Origin of the sequence: Mesorhizobium sp. ISC15 (assembly GCF_037162615.1) — a bacterium.
Classification (GTDB): domain Bacteria; phylum Pseudomonadota; class Alphaproteobacteria; order Rhizobiales; family Rhizobiaceae; genus Mesorhizobium; species Mesorhizobium mediterraneum.
Map to the genome: position 1 here is coordinate 2,641,424 of NZ_JAVSPX010000001.1, position 17,543 is coordinate 2,658,966.

General features: G+C 62.8%; 15 protein-coding genes. 5 read left to right on the plus strand and 10 right to left on the minus strand.

Features of this window, described 5'->3' with window-relative positions:
- Positions 1-106: 106 nt before the first annotated feature.
- Genes RPG13_RS12685 through RPG13_RS12700 form a run of 4 tightly spaced genes read left to right on the plus strand, consistent with a single transcriptional unit; the run spans position 107 to position 3,863 of the window.
- Positions 107-1,240 (plus strand): aminomethyltransferase family protein, encoded by a 1,134-nt coding sequence (locus RPG13_RS12685; protein WP_128284417.1) that lies wholly within the window; start codon positions 107-109, stop codon positions 1,238-1,240.
- A gap of 14 nt (positions 1,241-1,254) precedes the next feature.
- The gene (locus tag RPG13_RS12690) at positions 1,255-1,851 is read left to right on the plus strand and encodes a dimethylamine monooxygenase subunit DmmA family protein (protein ID WP_292675711.1); all 597 of its coding nucleotides are present in this window, start codon (positions 1,255-1,257) and stop codon (positions 1,849-1,851) included.
- A complete protein-coding gene (locus RPG13_RS12695; RefSeq protein WP_127289685.1) occupies positions 1,848-2,813 on the plus strand; it encodes a PDR/VanB family oxidoreductase in 966 nt (321 codons plus the stop codon). Before RPG13_RS12690 ends, RPG13_RS12695 begins: the two co-directional genes overlap by 4 nt.
- Before the next feature lie 9 nt (positions 2,814-2,822).
- Entirely contained in the window at positions 2,823-3,863 is a 1,041-nt protein-coding gene (locus tag RPG13_RS12700) for a heme-dependent oxidative N-demethylase family protein (protein WP_337125152.1), read from the plus strand.
- Positions 3,864-4,076: 213 nt separating this feature from the next.
- On the opposite strand, the gene RPG13_RS12705 is transcribed toward RPG13_RS12700, so the two are convergent.
- Positions 4,077-4,787 carry a helix-turn-helix domain-containing protein gene (locus tag RPG13_RS12705; RefSeq protein WP_095483896.1) on the minus strand — a complete coding sequence of 237 codons (711 nt, stop codon included), beginning with the start codon at positions 4,785-4,787 and terminating at the stop codon, positions 4,077-4,079.
- 259 nt (positions 4,788-5,046) lie between these two features.
- Between RPG13_RS12705 and RPG13_RS12710 the strand changes: the two genes are divergently transcribed.
- Positions 5,047-6,405 (plus strand): NAD(P)/FAD-dependent oxidoreductase, encoded by a 1,359-nt coding sequence (locus RPG13_RS12710; RefSeq protein ID WP_337125153.1) that lies wholly within the window; start codon positions 5,047-5,049, stop codon positions 6,403-6,405.
- 186 nt (positions 6,406-6,591) lie between these two features.
- Here the strand turns inward: RPG13_RS12710 and RPG13_RS12715 are convergent, their stop codons facing one another.
- The 9 genes from RPG13_RS12715 to RPG13_RS12755 all read right to left on the minus strand — a co-directional run bounded on the left by RPG13_RS12715 (position 6,592) and on the right by RPG13_RS12755 (position 17,523).
- Positions 6,592-7,617 (minus strand): serine hydrolase domain-containing protein, encoded by a 1,026-nt coding sequence (locus RPG13_RS12715; RefSeq protein WP_337125154.1) that lies wholly within the window; start codon positions 7,615-7,617, stop codon positions 6,592-6,594.
- A 51-nt stretch (positions 7,618-7,668) separates the two neighbouring features.
- Positions 7,669-9,651, minus strand: a complete 1,983-nt coding sequence (locus RPG13_RS12720; RefSeq protein WP_337125155.1) for an ABC transporter permease — start codon at positions 9,649-9,651, stop codon at positions 7,669-7,671.
- Positions 9,648-10,733 carry a quaternary amine ABC transporter ATP-binding protein gene (locus RPG13_RS12725; RefSeq protein WP_337125156.1) on the minus strand — a complete coding sequence of 362 codons (1,086 nt, stop codon included), beginning with the start codon at positions 10,731-10,733 and terminating at the stop codon, positions 9,648-9,650. Before RPG13_RS12725 ends, RPG13_RS12720 begins: the two co-directional genes overlap by 4 nt.
- Before the next feature lie 76 nt (positions 10,734-10,809).
- Positions 10,810-11,784, minus strand: a complete 975-nt coding sequence (locus RPG13_RS12730; protein WP_095483901.1) for an ABC transporter substrate-binding protein — start codon at positions 11,782-11,784, stop codon at positions 10,810-10,812.
- Between the two features lie 449 nt (positions 11,785-12,233).
- Positions 12,234-13,019, minus strand: a complete 786-nt coding sequence (locus tag RPG13_RS12735) for an SDR family oxidoreductase (RefSeq protein WP_337125157.1) — start codon at positions 13,017-13,019, stop codon at positions 12,234-12,236.
- An 8-nt stretch (positions 13,020-13,027) separates the two neighbouring features.
- Complete coding sequence (locus RPG13_RS12740; protein ID WP_126103342.1) at positions 13,028-13,792, minus strand: SDR family oxidoreductase; 765 nt, start codon at positions 13,790-13,792, stop codon at positions 13,028-13,030.
- Between the two features lie 138 nt (positions 13,793-13,930).
- A complete protein-coding gene (locus RPG13_RS12745; RefSeq protein WP_337125158.1) occupies positions 13,931-15,439 on the minus strand; it encodes a sugar ABC transporter ATP-binding protein in 1,509 nt (502 codons plus the stop codon).
- A gap of 17 nt (positions 15,440-15,456) precedes the next feature.
- A complete protein-coding gene (locus tag RPG13_RS12750; protein WP_127205097.1) occupies positions 15,457-16,395 on the minus strand; it encodes a sugar ABC transporter substrate-binding protein in 939 nt (312 codons plus the stop codon).
- A 117-nt stretch (positions 16,396-16,512) separates the two neighbouring features.
- Complete coding sequence (locus RPG13_RS12755) at positions 16,513-17,523, minus strand: ABC transporter permease (protein ID WP_127205096.1); 1,011 nt, start codon at positions 17,521-17,523, stop codon at positions 16,513-16,515.
- Positions 17,524-17,543 lie beyond the last annotated feature (20 nt).

Here is a 17,543-nt window from a genome sequence, read left to right on the forward strand (position 1 = left end):
TTGCGCGCTTTTGGAGTTTTGAGTCAATATGGCGCGGACCGCCGCATGGTCCTCAGTGTCCTGAAGCGGCGAAACGTCGGCAATCGTGTTAAGGAGAAGCAAGTCCATGACGGCATCCTGGAGATTTTCGACCTTGGCGGATCGCCATCGTGCGCTCGGTTCGAAGCTCGAAGACTGGAGCGGGATGGGCACCGCCTGGACCTACGACAAGGACGCCGACGAGGAATACATCGCCATCCGCACCAAGGCCGGGCTGATGGACGTGTCGGGCCTGAAGAAGGTCCACATCACCGGGCCGCATGCCTCGCATCTGATCGACCTGGCGACGACGCGCGACGTCGAGAAAATATATCCTGGCAAGTCGGCCTATGCCTGCATGCTCAACGAGGCGGGAAAATTCACCGACGACTGCATCCTCTACCGCACCGGTCCGAATGCCTGGATGGTCGTGCATGGTTCGGGCACCGGCCATGAGGAGTTGCAACGCGCCGCGATGGGCCGCGATGTCTCGCTGCGCTTCGACGACAATCTGCACGACCTTTCGCTGCAGGGGCCGACAGCCGTCGACTATCTGGCAAAGCATGTCCCCGGCATTCGCGACCTCGCCTATTTCCATCACATGCAGACCCGGCTGTTCGGTTTTCCGGTGATGATCTCGCGCACCGGCTACACCGGCGAGCGCGGCTACGAGATATTCTGCCGCGGCCAGGATGCCGGCACGATCTGGGACACCATTCTCGACGAGGGCAAGAGCGCCGGCATCATTCCGTGCCGGTTCACCACGCTCGATATGCTGCGCGTCGAGAGCTATCTCTTGTTCTACCCCTACGACAATTCGCAGAAATATCCGTTCGAGAACGAAGGCCCCGGCGATACACTGTGGGAACTCGGCCTCGATTTCACCGTCAGCCCCGGCAAGACAGGCTTTCGCGGCGCCGAGGAGCACTACCGCCTCAAGGGCAAGGAGCGCTTCAAGATCTTCGGCGTGCTGCTCGAAGGCAAGGAGCCGGCCGACGAGGGCGCGCCGGTCTATCGCGACGGCAAAAGGGTCGGCGTGGTGACCTGCGCCATGTATTCGCCGCTGGTCAAGAAATCGATGGGCATCGCCCGGCTCGACGTCGACTGCGCCGTCCAGGGCACAAGGCTCGAGATCCGCAACAAGAGCGGCGCCATCAGCGCGACGGCTGAGCCGCTTCCGTTCGATGATCCGAAGAAGACCAAGCGCACGGCGAAAGGCTGAGGCATACTGAGAGGATGGCAGCGAAAAGCATCATCAGCCGGCCGGTCTATGGGACCCTGTCTCCCCAACCCGGCAAGCACCATCTTTTCGTGGCGGATGCAGAAGGTGCGCTGGCGATAACGGATCTGGCACCCAAGGTGCCCGATGGTTTCTTTGCCGATGCGCACATCATCTTCATCCCCGGCAATGAGGGCAAGTATGTCGCCGCCCTTGAGGCGCTGAAGCCGGCGCAACTCTACCAGGGACCTTCCTTTGCCAGCGCCTTGCCGCGGCTGAAGCAGACCCTTGCCAACGCCCACATGGGCCTGCGCCTCTATCTCGCCGGCACCGAGGGGCTAATCGGCCAAGCCATGCAGGCGGCGCTCGAAGCCGGTATCGACCATACCTCGATCCAGACCGAGCACCGCGGCTCGCTGGCGCGCCGCATGCAGTGCGTTCACTGCAAGGGCATCACCGAGAACGTCACGACGCAGCCGGCAACCTGTTCGCATTGCGGCCTGCTTCTTCTGGTACGCGATCACTATTCCAGGCGCCTCGCGGCATTCCAGGGCGTCTGCATCAATGCGGAAGACCGCAGCGAAATTCCTCCGGCGGAGGAGATCTTTCGATGAGCACCGGCACTACCAAGCTTGACGTCGTGGTGAGCGATGTCGTTCCGGTCAACGAATTGGTGACGCGCTTCCATTTCCGCAGGCGTGACGGGCAGCTGCTGCCGACGTTCTCCGGCGGCGCCCATGTCGTCGTCGAAATGCGCGACGGCGAGCGCACCAGGCTCAACCCCTATTCGCTGATGGGCTCGCCGCTCGACACGCGCGAGTACACGATCTCGGTGCGCCGCGACGATGTCGGCCGCGGCGGCTCGCTGTTCATGCACAGGAATGTCAGGCCCGGCATGGAGATGGTGATCAGCTATCCGGTCAATCTGTTCTCGCTCGATTTGCGCGCCAGGAAGCATCTGATGCTGGCCGGCGGCATCGGCATCACGCCGTTCATGGCGCAGACCGCGCAGCTGGCGGCGGATGGCGGCAATTTCGAGCTGCACTACACCTGCCGCACCGCCTCGCTCGGCACCTATGCCGATGTGCTCAGAGAGCGTTACGACCGCCGGGTCAGGCTCTACCACGACGACCGCGACGAGCGCATCGAGCTCGACCGGCTGCTGTCGTCGCAGCCGCTCGGCACGCATCTCTATGTCTGCGGTCCGTCCGGCATGATCGACTGGGTGCGCGACCGTGCCGCCGCGCTCGGCTGGCCGGCGGAAACCGTGCATTTCGAGCATTTCGCAGCCCCCCAGCCCGGCGCCCCATTCGACGTGACGCTGGCTGTCAGCGGCAAGACGATCCGCGTCGGCGAGCAGCAGAGCCTGCTCGAGGCGATCGAGGCCGCCGGCGTCGATCCGCCCTATCTCTGCCGCGGCGGCGTCTGCGGCCAGTGCGAAACCAACGTCATTTCTTCGGACGGCAAATTCATTCACAACGACCACTGGCTGAGCGAGGAAGAGCATCGTTGCGGCAAGAAGATCATGCCTTGCGTGTCGCGCTTCGAGGGCAGGTCGCTGGTGCTGGAAAGATAGGAGGCGAGCTTGGGCATCACCTTTCGTAACGAAACGTTCCGCGACGACTTCACCTTCAAGAACAGCCCGGAGCACATCAGGCGGTTTCCGGTCCCGTTCCACGAAGACAGCTACATGTATGCGGTCAACATCGAACCTCATGTTCTGGGGCCGAAGGGCAGCGTGCTCGAAAACCTGATCGACGTCGACGAGCACTATGTCGCCGAGATGCAAGACCGCGCGCTGGTGCTGGCGGAGGACCCGCTGCGCTGCCAGTCGCTGCCGCACATGACACTGGCCGGCTGGGACCTGCTCGAACTTCTGATGGAACAGCAGGCGCTGGGCTATCCCGAGCATTTCACGCTTACGCGCGACGGCGACCGCTGGCGCTGGATCAACCGGCCGCTCGGCATCGATGACACCTTCACCTTCGGCGACGTGTCGACACTGCCCTATGGGCCGATGGAATACATCACGCGCCAGAGCCAGGGCGATTTCTGCATCCTCGACCAGCGTGACGGCAATCTGTGGATGGACGCCGGCATGGTCACCACCCAGGCCGACTGGTCGCTGGATTTCGATATCGGCATGAACTTCTTCGAATGGCACGCGCCGGTGCCGCTGGCGCATGAGAAGGGCATATTCGTCCGGGCGCTGAAGTTCCTTACCAACATCCAGCAAGGCAAGCCGGCGCGCCGCCTGAACTGGACGATGACCATCAATCCGCGCCTCGACACCAGTCCGGAAAATTATCACAAATGGGGACCGGACCGGACGACGGTGACGCCCGAAAACGTCGGCGACAAGGTCCATCTGCGCGTCGAATTGCAGAGCTTCTGGCGGCTGCCGCGCTCGAACGGCATCGTCTTCCCGATCCGCTGTTATCTGATCAAGATGGACGAGCTAGTGACGCAGCCGAAATGGGCAAGGCGCCTGCATCGCGTCATCCGCGACCTGCCCGAGGAACTCGTCAATTACAAAGGCCTGACGCGCTATCGGCCGACGCTGCTCGAGTGGCTGTCGAAGCTGGATGATGGCAGCCCGACGTCAGCAGGGTTTGGACCGGATTGACTGCTGCCGTCGCCGAAGCTGCCAATCTCCCCCTCGTGGGGGAGATGCCCGGCAGGGCAGAGGGGGGCGCTGTTCCGCCAACCTCTCAATCGATCGTAATTGCGCCCTCAACCTGGTTCTCTGCTGGTCGTAGGACAGGCGCGAGGTTGGCGCTCTATGGCGCCCCCCTCTGTCCTGCCGGACATCTCCCCCACGAGGGGGGAGATCGAACTCTCACCCCGCGCTGCTTTGCGGATAGCAAATGATCGAGAGATAGCGCATCGGCAGTTGCGTCAGCACTTCCGGTCCGTGCGGCGCATCCGCGTCGAAGAACAGGCTGTCGCCGGGCTTCATTGGGTAGAGATTGCTGCCGTGCCGGTAAACGACCTCGCCCTCGAGCATGTAGAGAAACTCCATGCCTTCATGCTGGAAGGTCGGAAACACATCGGAATCCTCGGTCAGCGTGATCAGATAGGGCTCGACGACAACGCCGCTGGTGTTCGAGCCGATATGGCCGAGCAGATTATACTGGTGGCCGGCGCGCGTGCCGCGGCGCTCGACATCGAGCCCTTCGCCTGCCTTGACGAAGACGGCGCTGCGCTCTTCCTCGAAGCGGCGAAAGAAAGCGGTGACCGGAACGCCGAGCGCTCGTGACAGCGCCTGCAATGTCGTCAGCGACGGCGAGGTGATGCCGTTTTCGATCTTCGACAGCATGCCAAGCGAAATGTCGGTGGCAGCCGCAAGATCGGCGACGGTGATGCCGAGTTTTTTGCGAAACGCCCGCACCTCGCGGCCGATCGCCACCTCCAGGACTTTTTCGCGGATATCGCGAACGGCGTGCGGGTCCTGGGTCAGTGGCGTCCGGATCGTTGCCACGCCCTTCGGCGATGGCTTGGTCTTGGCGGGGGCTGCCCCATTCCTGAAATTGGAAGCTTTCTTCGCCATGTTGCCACCCCGGGGGTTTTGCGGATTTATTTCACTCACGGTGAACATATTCGGTGCCGACACAGGAGCGCAACCGCCACACAAGCCATCCACGATCGATTTGTTTGTTTTCCAATACCCATGACGATCAGGTTTCGCTGAAATCCGGCCTGGCGAAAACGAGGTTTCGCAACAAGGCCTGTTGACAGCATCGAAGGGGCAATTACTGTCCTGTCAGTGAAATTTGTTTCGTTAGAGAAATGAGACCGGGAGGCCCGCAATGAAAAGTCGTGTTGCCGTCATTGGAGCCGGACCTTCCGGCATGGCCCAGCTTCGAGCCTTCAAGTCGGCTGCCGACAAGGGCGCGGACATCCCGGAAATCGTCTGCTTCGAAAAGCAGTCCGACTGGGGCGGCCTGTGGAATTACACCTGGCGCACCGGTCTCGACGAGCATGGCGATCCGGTGCATGGCTCGATGTACCGTTACCTCTGGTCGAACGGACCGAAGGAATGCCTCGAATTCGCCGACTATACGTTCGAGGAACATTTCGGGCGGGCGATCGGCTCCTATCCGCCGCGCGCCGTGCTGTGGGATTACATCAAGGGCCGCGTCGAAAAATCGGGCGTGCGCAAATGGGTGCGTTTCAACAGCCCGGTGCGCATGGTGACCTTCTCCGATACGACGAAAAAGTTCACCGTCACCGCGCATGACCGTACCAACGACGTCACCTATTCGGAGGAGTTCGACAACGTCGTCGTCGCCTCGGGGCATTTTTCCGTACCCAACGTTCCCTATTTCGAGGGTTTTTCGAGCTTCAATGGCCGCATCCTGCATAGCCACGATTTCCGCGACGCCATGGAATTCAAGGACAAGGACATACTGATCATCGGCCGCTCCTATTCGGCTGAGGATATCGGCTCGCAATGCTACAAATACGGCGCCAAGTCGATCACCTCCAGCTATCGCTCGAAGCCGATGGGCTTCAAATGGCCTGACAATTGGAAGGAAGTGCCGCTGTTGCAGAAGGTCGTCGGCAAGACCGCGCATTTCAAGGACGGCAGCACCAGGGATGTCGACGCCATCATCCTGTGCACCGGCTATCTGCACGCCTTCCCGTTCCTCACCGAGGATCTGAAGCTCAAGACCGCCAACCGCATGTGGCCGGACGGGCTCTATGAGGGTGTCGTATGGGAGAAGAACCCGCAGCTGTCCTATATCGGCATGCAGGACCAGTTCTACACCTTCAACATGTTCGACGCGCAGGCCTGGTTCGCGCGCGATGTCATCATGGGCCGCATCAAGCTGCCTTCGGCCGAGGCGATGGCGAAACACGGCAGGAAGTGGCGGGCGCGCGAGGAAACGCTGGAAGACGCCGAGCAGATGATCTGGTTCCAGGGCGACTACACCAAGGAGCTGATGGAGCAGACCGACTATCCCGGCTTCGATGTCGAGACTGTCAATCAAACCTTCATGGAGTGGGAGCACCACAAGGTGGAAGACATTATGAGCTTCCGCGACCACGCCTACCGCTCGCTGATGACCGGCACGATGGCACCGCTGCACCATACGCCCTGGCTGCAGGCGATGGACGACTCGATGGAAAGCTATCTGGAGGTGAAAGGGGTGGCGGCGGAATAGCGACTTCCTCGCGGGGCCGGACTGCATGACAGCCTGCCAGCTTGCAACCCATCGAACCGTCAAATCCTCTGTGCAGAGGGTCCAGTTAAAGCGCTTCGCGTTTGGATGGATTTATGCGACGCGCTATAAGTTCTTTTTATGCATGTCGTTACCGCAAACCCGCTGCTCACTTTTGCGCGACATGCATTACTTGCTGCGGGCCTCGCGCACGTCTTTCGTCGCCTCAATGATCCGCTCGAGCAAGGCATGGAGATCGTCGCGGTGGCCGCTGCGGCCGGCGGGGCCGTCTTCATCGGATGTCATGACCACGGTCAGCGCGCGCCCGGGCACAACATAGACCATCTGCCCGCCATACCCCCACCCGTAGAAGACCGCTTCGCCCGCGATCTGACGCATGAACCAACCATAGCCATAACCGTCACCGGTGAAACGGGAGGCGGTGCGTGGCTGCCAGGAGAGCTTGATCCAATCGGCCGGCACGAGCTGCCGTCCGCCGCGGCTCATCCCGCCGCTGCGGTAGAGCTCGCCAAAGGCGAGCAGCGAGCGCGGGCTCATGGCCATCTGGTTGCCGCCGAGATAGATGCCCTGGGGGTCGCGGTCCCAGGCGGCGACGGAAAAGCCCTCCTGCGGCCCCAGCCATTCGCGTGCCAGTTCCAGCGTTGAGCGGCCGGTCCAGCGCGTCAGGATCGCCGAAAGGAGATGGGTCGAGCCGGTGGAATAGAGCATGGCACCGCCCGGTTCGCCGTCGAAGGGCATGGCGAGCGCTGCCCGCACCCAGTTGTCGCTTGCCACCCAGCGCCCGTAGTTTGGGCCGGAGGTCCGACCCAGCCCTGCTTGCATGGAAAGCAGATGACCGATCGTAACCTGCTGGAGCCGCGGATCCACATCGGCGGGCAGGTCGGCCTGAAGAAGCGGAGCGATCTTCTGGTCAATGCCTTGGAGCATGCCCTTGTCGATGGCGATGCCGACGAGTGCGGAGATGATCGACTTGGAGGCGGATTTTATGTTGGCCGGACGTGCCGGAGAGTGGCCGCGATAGCCACGTTCCGCCACCACCGCGCCCTCATGCGCGATGGCAACCGTGCGCAGCGGCGTCAGGCGCTCGGCCTCATCAAAGAGCTTTTCAAGCCGCTCCTCCAGGCCATCCGCACCATGAGCAGCGACGGAAAGGATGAGGAGGAAAGCTAGAATCACTGTGGGGCGCTTCAGCATGAAGCCAGCTTGGGATGCATTTTGGGCAAGACGAAGGTGGGGCGCGCGATCCTACCCCAATCTTGCCCGTGCCTTCGCCGTCCAGGCGTTGAACAGCCGGTCGGCGACGATGCCGATGAAGGCGATGGCCAGCCCGGCGACGATGCCGCGGCCGGAATCGGCCTTGGACAGCGCGATGAACACCTCCTGGCCGAGATCGCGTGTGCCGACCATGGCGCAGATGATGATCATTGCCAGCGCCATCAGGATCGTCTGGTTGACGCCTAACATGATCTCCGGCAGCGCCAGCGGCAATTGCACGCGCAGGAACGTCTGGCGCTTGGTGCAGCCCGACACCTTTGCGGCCTCGATCAATGCCGGTGGCACCTGCCTGAGGCCGTGATTTGTGTAGCGGATGGCCGGCACCACGGCGAAGGCGACCGTCGCGATCATCGCGGTGACGTCGCCGACGCGGAACAGCATCACCACCGGGATGATGAAGCAGAACGACGGCAGCACCTGCAAAGTGTCGATGATTGGGGTGACGATCTTCTCGACACGGTCGCTGCGCGATGCCATCAGCCCGATCGGGATGCCGATCAGGCAAGCGATGAAAGCCGAGATCCCGCAGAGATAGACCGTCGCCATGGTCTTTTCCCAAAGGCCGGTCACCGCGCAGAAGACGGTCAGCGCCGCGACCAGGGCGCCGAGGCGAAGGCCGCCGAGCTGGTAGCCGGCAAGGCCGAGCAGGAACACCGCACCCGCCCACGGGAAGCCCTCGCAGAAGGCGCGCACCGGGTTCAGCACGTTGAGAATGAGGGCCACGCGGAACGCTTCGATCGTGTCGAAGAAGTTGATCGTGATCCAGCTCACCGCCGTCTTCCACAGGGGTGCGGTGGTGAAGGTGATCACCTTCGGCACCGCGGCGAAGGCCGGCACGAACAGGCCAAGCAGCGTCGTGACCGCAAGGATGGCTATGGCCAGCGTCAGGTTGGGGTAGCGGCGCCACAAGCTCGGGCTCACCTCCTGATAGACATGACCTTGCGCGTGATTGCGCGCGATCGCCTGGCTTAGCCGGTCGAGCGCGATCGCCAGCGCCACGATGGCGAGGCCGGCTTCCATCGCCTCGCCGACCTTCAGCGCCCTGAGCGCCAGCAGCACGTCGTAGCCGAGGCCACCGGCGCCGATCATCGAGGCGATAATCACCATATTGAGCGCCAGCATGATGACCTGATTGACGCCGACCATCAGCGTTGGACGCGCCGAGGGCAAAAGCACGCGCCACAATTTCTGGCGCGCCGTGCAGCCGGCCATCTCGCTGAAATCGTCGATTTCGGACGGCACCCGCGACAGTCCCAGCATTGTCGCGCGCACCATTGGCGGCGTCGCGAAAATGGCCGTCGCGATCATCGCCGAAACCGGGCTGTTGCCGAACAAAAGCAGCATCGGGATCAGATAGGCGAAGGTCGGGATGGTCTGCATCAGATCAAGGGCAGGGGAGATCAACAGCCTCTCCGCCCATGGCTTGCGCCACGCCCAGATGCCGACGAACAATCCGGTGACGATGCAGAACGGCACGGCGATGGAGATCAGCCCCAGCGTCAGCATGGCGCTGGTCCATTGGCCGAACAGCGCAATGTAGAGAAAACAGCCGCCGACCAGCGCGCCGAGCTTCCAGCCGCCGGCGGCGCGTCCGGCCAGGAATGCGGCGGCACAGACGCCAACCCAGGACAGACGCGGCAGAACGATCATATCCGCACCACGGCCGATCTTGAAATTCTTGGCGAGCAGATTGAGCGCGAAATCGAGCGGCACGCCGAGCGCCGCGGTGATCGACCGCGTCAGCCAGGAAAAGTTCGACTTTATCAGGTTCATCAGCGCGCTGACCCAGTCGGCGACGGGAACGATTGCGCTGGCCGGATAGTTGACGGCCCATGGCAGCCTGTCCTGCAGTAGGAATACGGCAAGCACGGCGGCGAGGGCGCAGGCCCAGATCGCCAGCCAGGTCTGAACCGGCCGGGGTCTCGCTGCGCTGGCGCTTGCCGTCACCGTCATGCGCCGGCCCCATGACGATCGATGCCTGCCAGAAGATCGATCACCGCTTGCGGCGTGACCTCGCCGATCGGCTTGCCGGTGCCGTTGACCACCGCGAACGGCTTGCCGGCGGAGACGATGCTTGCCGAAAAACTTGATATCTTGGCATCTGGCGCAACCGCGCCGCCATGCTCGGTGCCGTCGCAGGCGCGCATCAGGCTTCGCGCCGAGATCACCTTGGCGCGGTCGACGTCGCGGGTGAATTCGGCGACATAGTCGGTCGCCGGATTGACCACCAGCTCTTCCGGCGTGCCGATCTGGATGACCTCGCCGTCCTTCATGATGGCGATGCGGTCGGCCAGCCGGATGGCCTCGTCGAAATCATGGGTGATGAAAACGATGGTCTTGTGCAGCATGGTCTGCAGCCGCATCAGCTCGTCCTGCATCTCGCGGCGGATCAGCGGATCGAGTGCCGAGAACGGCTCGTCGAGAAACCAGATTTCCGGCTTGGTGGCGAGGCTGCGGGCGATGCCGACCCGCTGCTGCTGGCCGCCGGAAAGCTCACGCGGATAGAAATGCTCGCGGCCGCGCAGGCCGACAAGCTCGATTACTTCCCGCGCGCGCTTCTCGCGCGTCGGCCGGTCCTGCCCCTGGATGCCCAGGGGAAAGGCGATGTTCTCCAGCACGTTCAGATGCGGCAGCAGGGCAAAATTCTGGAACACCATCCCCATGCGGTGACGCCGCAGCTCGATTAGCGCGGCATCGGAGATCTTCAGCAGATCCTTGCCCTCGAACTCGACCTTGCCATGCGTCGGCTCGACCAGCCGCGACATGCAGCGCACCAGCGTCGATTTGCCGGAGCCGGACAGGCCCATGATGGTGAAGATCTCGCCCTGGCGGATTTCGAGGTCGACGGCGCGCACCGCCCCGACCAGCCCGGCCGCCGCGACGTCCGCCATGCTGGCTGCGCCGTTGCGCTGGCGGATGAAATTTGCCGCGTTCGCGCCGAACAGCTTCCAGACGTTGCGGCAGGCTAGTTTTACCGGGCGGGCATCGTTTGGCATGCCTGCCGCGTGCGGCACCTGTTCAGTCGTATCGGCCATGCAGTCGTCCTTCTGGAATATGGGATAGAGACCCGGCCATGAATGACCGGGTCTCGCAGTTTTCCAGTTGGAACGATCACTCGGCCCAGGCTTTCCAATCGGCTTCGTGGGCGGCGATCCAGGCAGCAGCGACGTCTTCCGGCGTCTTGCCTTCGAGATCGATCTCGCCGCTCATCTTGTTGAGCTCGTCGGTGTCGACCGTGTAGTTTTTCGCAACCTTATAGGCGACCGGCCATTTGTCCTTCATGCCGGCCCAGGAGTATTTCCAGATCTCGCCATGCGGCTTGCCGCAGTCATACTTTGCCTCGGGGTTCACGCCCCATTTCGGATCGTCGTAGCACTCCGCCGTATGGTCGGGGAATTCGATCCATTCGCCCTTGTATTTGGCTGGCGCCCAATGTGGCGAATAGACCCACAGCATGATCGGCGCCTTGCGCTGGTAGGCCGATTCCAATTCGGCGAACATCGCCGCATCGGTACCGGCATGGATGACGGTGAAGGGCAGCTTCAGCGCCGCGGCACGCTCGTCGTCGAAGCCTTCCCATGTCACGGGGCCGCCGAGATAGCGGCCGTTCGGCGCCGTTTCGGCCGTCGAGAATGCCTCGGCGCATTTCGGGTCCTTCAGCGCTTCCCAGTTCGGCAAGCCGGGGCATTTCTCCTTCATATATTCGGGATACCACCATTCTTCCTTGGCCTTGGGCCCAAGTTTGCCGAGGCGTTCGGTCTGGCCGGTCGCATCCGAGGCCTTCATAGCTTCGCCGGCCGTCGTGTCCCAGAATTCCATGGCGACAGAGAGGTCGCCATTGGTGAGGCCGGTGGTCAGGCTGGAGAGATAGTCGGCGGTCGGGTACTCGACCGTGTATCCAAGCTTTTCAAGAATGCCGCCGAGGATCTTTGCGTTCAGATTGACACTGGTCCAGTCGAACAGCGCGATCTTGATCGGATCGTTGGATTCCGGCGCCGCAGCCTGGGCCGAAGGCGTCAGTGCACTTGCCGCGGCAAGTGTTAGTGCTCCCATTGATAGTCTCGAAATCATACTCCGCAGTGACATGCTTGTTCTCCTGTCAAGCTCTGGTGGAAGTTATCGTTCGTTCCCTTCTTCTCGTCTTTTTTTGATTGTGTTGGAAAAGCTGGTCGTTGCGCAAGGCCATAGGCACCACATTGCTGCCGGCGCAGACGGAATGATGCCCAATTCGATGAAGATGTCGTGCGGGACGGGTCGCGTCATGGCTGCCGTGCTGCCGAAGCAGTGATCCGCGGATCGATCGCCGGTCTTGCGGCGCCCTCAAGCTTGCGAGCCATCAAGGTCCTATGATGTCGCTGTCGGCAATCACCGAAGCCATTTTCATGAGATGAAATTATATATACCAACGTTCATGTCGCGCAACGCATAATGCGGTCAGGGCATCAGACCGAAAAGTGTGAAGCGGTTTTCGGATAATCCGATGCTCAAGCAAGAAACATTATGAAATTCGAACGGGCGCAGCCGTCCGAGTATCCTCACGACATGATCAGGCCGCCATCGACATTGATGGTTTGACCGGTGATATAGGCCGCATCGTTGCTGGCCAGAAAGCTGACCAGGCCGGAAACATCCTCGCCGCTGCCGGCGCGGCCCATCGGGATGTTCTTCACCCATTCGGCCATCAGCTCGCCCGGCTTGTAGTCGCCCATCAGCTTGCCCCATGCCGCGTCGTTGTAGGCCCACATGTCCGTGTCGATGATGCCGGGACAGATCGCGTTGACGGTGATCTTCTCCTTCGCCACTTCCTTGGCGAGGCTCTGGGTGATGCCGACGACGCCGAATTTCGACGCCGCATAATGCGGCGTGAAGATAAAACCCTGCCGCGCCTGGCCGGAGGCGGTATTGATCAGCCGGCCGCCGTCGCCATGCTTGCGGATGCGCGCGATCGCCTCCTGGCAGCACAGGAACACGCCCTTGGTGTTGACCGCCATCACCTTGTCCCATTCGGCCTCGGTCATCGCCTCGATCCTGGCGATGGTGATGACGCCGGCATTCTGCACGGAGATATCGACGCGGCCGAATTGCTGCTCGGCCAGATCGTAGAGGGCAGCGACCTCGTCCTTCTTGGTCACGTCCATGCGCAGTGATGCGACCTTGGCGCCTTCCGCCTTCAGTCCGGCAGCGACCTCATCGACGCGCGGGTCGATGGCGCTGACGACGACCGCAGCACCTTCCGCCGCGAAGCGCCTGGCCATGGCCGCACCGATGCCGCCGCTGGCGCCGGTGATGACTGCCGTCTTACCTTCAAATCGCTTCTGCATTTTCTCTCCTACCAGCAGACGAAGCCGCCATCGACGATCAGGTCGATGCCGGTGACGAAACTCGAGGCGCGGCTGGCCAGGAACACGGTCGGCCCGACCATCTCCTCCGGCGCCGCCATGCGCCCCATTGGTGTATCGCGCTCGAAGATCCTGACCTGGTCGGCGACCTCCGGCCGCTTGTTCATCGGCGTCAGCGTATAGCCGGGGCTGACGACATTGACGCGCAGGCCGCGATCGGCCCACTCCATGGCAAGGCTCTTCGACATGTGGATGACGGCGGCCTTGGATGAATTGTAATGCGCCTGGGTCAGGCCGCGATTGACGATCGAGCCCGACATCGAGGCGATGTTGATGATCGAGCCCTTGCGCCGCGTCAGCATCGCGCGCGCTTCGGCCTGGCAGGACAGGAACACGCCGCTGACATTGACGTCGTAGAGCTTCTGCCATTTCTCCAGCGACAGTGTCTCGGCCGGCTCGGCCGCGGCAACGCCGGCATTGTTGACGGCGATGGTCAGCGCGCCGAGTTCCTTCTCCGTGCGTTCGATCGCTGCCGCGAGATCGGCCTCTGAAGTCACCGTGCCGGTCAGCACCAACGCCTTGCGGCCAAGCGCCGAGATCCTGTGCGCGGTTTCGTCCAGCCCGCCCTTCGAGGCATGGCCGAAACAGGCGATATCGGCGCCGGCTTCGGCCAGGCCGATGGCGATCGCTTGCCCGATGCCGCTGCCGGCGCCGGTGACGAGAGCAACGTCCCCATGAAGATCGAATAATTTCATCGAAATGTTCCCTGTTGAGCCGCCGGTGCCGCCTAGGAGGAAGGGGCGCCAGTCTTGGCTGGCGCCCCGCGCGGTCCGGTGCTTGGGAGGGTATCACCTGCTGCGCTTTGTTCCGATTCCCCGATCGCTGGTTACGTCCTAGCTTGTGGCAAGTTCCATGACGGCGACGTTGCTCGCTTCGCTGCGGTCAAGAATTCCGCGCTGGCGGCCACGGCTAAGCACCAGCACGCGATGCGACAAGCCGAGCACTTCCTCGAGATCGGAGCTCACCACCACCACCGCCATGCCGGAGCGGGCGAGGTCGGCGATGACATCGTAGATCGCCGCGCGCGCGCCGACATCGATGCCGCGTGTCGGCTCGTCCAGGATGAACACCTTGGGCGGCCGTGAAATCCATTTGGCGATGATCACCTTCTGCTGATTGCCGCCGGAAAGCTTGCTGATCGCCTGGTTAGGCCGGCCCTTGACGCCGAGCCGGCCAATGCCGGCCTCGGCGAATTTCTGCACCGCCCTTGGAAACACCCAGCCATTCGGCGCGACATGGTCGAAATTGCCGATCGCCAGATTCTCGCCGATGGTCTGGTCGAGCACCACGCCTTGCGCCTTGCGGTCTTCCGGCACCAGCACGACGCCGGCCTTGATCGCCGCCGCCGGACCATTGAGGTGCACCGGTTTGCCGGCGACACGCACCGACCCCGACGAAATCGGATCGGCGCCGGCGATCGCCCGCACCAGCTCCGTGCGGCCGGCGCCGATCAGCCCGGCGATGCCGAGGATTTCGCCGGCCCGCACCGAAAAGCTGACATTCTGAAAACTGCGTTCCGGCGAGGACAGGTTCTCGACTTCGAGCAGCGCCTCGCTGCCCGGCTCCGAGAGCGGCGGGAACATCCGCTCGACGCTGCGGCCAACCATCTGCTCAACCACGGTGCGCACCGGAATGTCGGCGCGCTCGTGCCGGGCGACGATGCGCCCATCGCGCATCACCACCACGCGGTCGGCGATCTCAGCGATCTCGTCCAGCCGGTGGCTGATATAGATGAAGGACATGCCTTCCGCCTTGAGCTTGCGGATCTGCTTGAACAACAGCTCCGTCTCCTCGCTGCCAAGCGCTGCCGTCGGTTCGTCAAAGATCAGAAGCTCGGCATTGAGCGTCAGCGCCTTGGCGATTTCGACCTGCTGCTGGGCGGCGATGCGCAGCGTGCGCACCTTGCGCTCCGGCGAGACATCGAGGCCGAGGCGCCTCAGCTGCGCCGATGCCTGCGCATTCATTGCCGCGCGGTCGATGCGGCCGCCGCGCATCGGCAGGCGCCCAACATAGACGTTTTCGGCCACCGACAGATCCGGCAGCAGCTTCAGCTCCTGGTGGATCATGCCGACGCCTGCGTCGATGGCCTCGGCGGGAGAGGCGGGGGAATAGGGTTTCCCCCGCCATGTGATGCTGCCGGCATCGGGTTTGATCGACCCGGCGATGATGTTCGAAACGGTGGACTTGCCCGCACCATTTTCTCCAAGCAGCGCCACGACCTCTCCCGGTCGCACCTCGAAGCTCGCATCGGCCAGGACCTGGACCGGTCCGTAGCTCTTGCAGAGGCCGCTGACGAAGAGCCCCAGATGGGGGGTCTGCGTATGGCTGGGATCCAAGGACATCGTTCCGCTACCGATTGTCAGGGATGCTTGGCGATGAATTGATCGACATTGTCCTTGGTGGTCAGCGTCGCGTCCTGCAGCTGTTCTGCGGCAACGGTTTCGCCGGCCACCAGCTTGATCGCCGCATCGACGGCAAGCCGCCCCATGCCTTGTGTCTGCTGCGTCGCGGTCACGTCGAAGACGCCGCCTTTTAGTGCCTTGAGCGCCGCCACGTCGCCGTCGAAGCCGGCAACCCAGACCTTGTGGCCGGGATTGGCGACCTTGACCGCTTGTGCAGCACCGAGCGCCAGCGCGTCGGCCTGGCCGATGACGATCGAGACGTCGGGATGCGACTGCAGCAGGTCCTGCGTCAGCTTGAAGCCTTCGTCCTGGTGCCAGCCTTCGCTCCACAGCTCGCCGACCACCTTGATGTCGGGATAGGCGCTCAGCGCTTCGCCGCAGCCCTTCGAACGGTCGACCTCGGGCGTCGTGCCTTTCTGGCCATGGATGATGATCAGCTCGCCCTTGCCGCCGGCCTGCTTGGCGATGTAGTCGCAAACCGCCTTGGCCGATGCCACGCTGTTGGTGGCGATGAAGGTGTCGCCGGGCGCGCCGTCGGCGTTGCGGTCGACATTGATGACCGGGATGCCTGCAGCCTTGGCCGTCTTGGTCGGCACGGTGGCGGCGGTTGCGCCGGCCGGGATGTAGATCAGCGCATCGATGTTTTGCGTGATCAGGTCCTGCACCTGGCTGACCTGGGTCGCCGAATCGCCCTTGGCGTCGACGGTGACGATTTCGATGCCCTTTTCCTTGCCGTAGGCTTCGACGGACTGCTTGATCTGGTTGAAGAAGTCGGCCTGTAGATTGGCGACGGCAAGGCCAAGCTTCTTGGCCTCCTTGGCCGAGGCCATGTCGGACAATCCGAGCAGCGGAATGACGGCCGCGGCAGCAAGCAGCAATGAACGTTTGGTCAGCATGTGTTTCCTCCGTTGATGTTCAAATCTGTCCCGCCGGCGCATCACGGCGCCCTTGGCCGAACAACTCCCAGTTCGGATCAACCGATCCGTTTTCGCCCGGACACCCGGGCGAATTCTTCATTGCGTTCTGCGCCGCCATGTGTCCGTGGCAACCGCCAGCGCGATCACGACGCCGATCACCACCTGCTGGATGAAGGGCGACACGCCGAGCAGGTTCAGCCCATTGCGCAGCACGCCGATGATGAGCACTCCGATGGCGGTGCCGCCGATCGAGCCGACGCCGCCCGATAGGCTGGCGCCGCCGATCACCACCGCCGCAATCGTGTCCAGCTCGTAGCCGAAGCCGGAGCTCGGCTGGACGGAATCGAGCCGTGCTGCAAGCACGATGCCGGCGAGCCCGGCCAGCACACCGCAGATCGCATAGACCCAGTTGGTCAGCGACTTGACCGGTATGCCGGACAGCCTGGCGACCTCGGCGCTGCCGCCGATGGCATAGAGGCTGCGGCCGGTCGCGCGGTAATTCAGGAAGATCGCGAAGATGATGGCCAGCACGATCATCAGCCCGACGGTGACCGACAGGAAGCCGAAATGGCGAATGATCGACAGGCTGGTGAACCAGTCGGGAAAGCCGATGATCTGCGAGCCGTCGGTGATCATGTTGGCGAAACCGCGCGCCACCGACATCATGGCCAGCGTGGCGATGAAGGGCGGCAGCTTGGTGACGGTCACAAGCAGGCCTGAAACCAGACCGCAAAGTCCAGCAACGACAAGTGCCGTGACGATCCCAGCGGGCATGCCGAGATTGAGATAGTCGGGGTGGGCGACAAAACCCATCACCATGGCGGCGAGCGCCAGGACGGAGCCGACGGACAGGTCGATGCCGCCGATCAGGATGACCAGCGTCATGCCGATCGCCATGATGCCGAGCACCGTGACCTGGTCGAGCACGTTGAGGATGTTGCGGACCGTCAGGAACGTGTCGGTGGTCAGCGACAGGGCGAGGCACAGCAGCACCAGCCCGATCAGTGGTCCCATGGTCCCGGCGAACAGGGCAGAAAGCTTCGCGCCCGCCGCGGCCTGCGCACCTGGGCCGGCTTTCAACTCGCTTGCACCGTTGCTCACAGCCATTTTGTCTCCTCCACCAGCAG

Bases quoted from the DNA above. Each gene is read 5' to 3' on its own strand.
- RPG13_RS12685 (WP_128284417.1), top strand. From the start codon at position 107: ATGACGGCATCCTGGAGATTTTCGACCTTGGCGGATCGCCATCGTGCG.
- RPG13_RS12690 (WP_292675711.1), top strand. From the start codon at position 1,255: ATGGCAGCGAAAAGCATCATCAGCCGGCCGGTCTATGGGACCCTGTCT.
- RPG13_RS12695 (WP_127289685.1), top strand. From the start codon at position 1,848: ATGAGCACCGGCACTACCAAGCTTGACGTCGTGGTGAGCGATGTCGTT.
- RPG13_RS12705 (WP_095483896.1), bottom strand. From the start codon at position 4,787: ATGGCGAAGAAAGCTTCCAATTTCAGGAATGGGGCAGCCCCCGCCAAG.
- RPG13_RS12710 (WP_337125153.1), top strand. From the start codon at position 5,047: ATGAAAAGTCGTGTTGCCGTCATTGGAGCCGGACCTTCCGGCATGGCC.
- RPG13_RS12715 (WP_337125154.1), bottom strand. From the start codon at position 7,617: ATGCTGAAGCGCCCCACAGTGATTCTAGCTTTCCTCCTCATCCTTTCC.
- RPG13_RS12720 (WP_337125155.1), bottom strand. From the start codon at position 9,651: ATGACGGTGACGGCAAGCGCCAGCGCAGCGAGACCCCGGCCGGTTCAG.
- RPG13_RS12725 (WP_337125156.1), bottom strand. From the start codon at position 10,733: ATGGCCGATACGACTGAACAGGTGCCGCACGCGGCAGGCATGCCAAAC.
- RPG13_RS12730 (WP_095483901.1), bottom strand. From the start codon at position 11,784: ATGTCACTGCGGAGTATGATTTCGAGACTATCAATGGGAGCACTAACA.
- RPG13_RS12735 (WP_337125157.1), bottom strand. From the start codon at position 13,019: ATGCAGAAGCGATTTGAAGGTAAGACGGCAGTCATCACCGGCGCCAGC.
- RPG13_RS12740 (WP_126103342.1), bottom strand. From the start codon at position 13,792: ATGAAATTATTCGATCTTCATGGGGACGTTGCTCTCGTCACCGGCGCC.
- RPG13_RS12745 (WP_337125158.1), bottom strand. From the start codon at position 15,439: ATGTCCTTGGATCCCAGCCATACGCAGACCCCCCATCTGGGGCTCTTC.
- RPG13_RS12750 (WP_127205097.1), bottom strand. From the start codon at position 16,395: ATGCTGACCAAACGTTCATTGCTGCTTGCTGCCGCGGCCGTCATTCCG.
- RPG13_RS12755 (WP_127205096.1), bottom strand. From the start codon at position 17,523: ATGGCTGTGAGCAACGGTGCAAGCGAGTTGAAAGCCGGCCCAGGTGCG.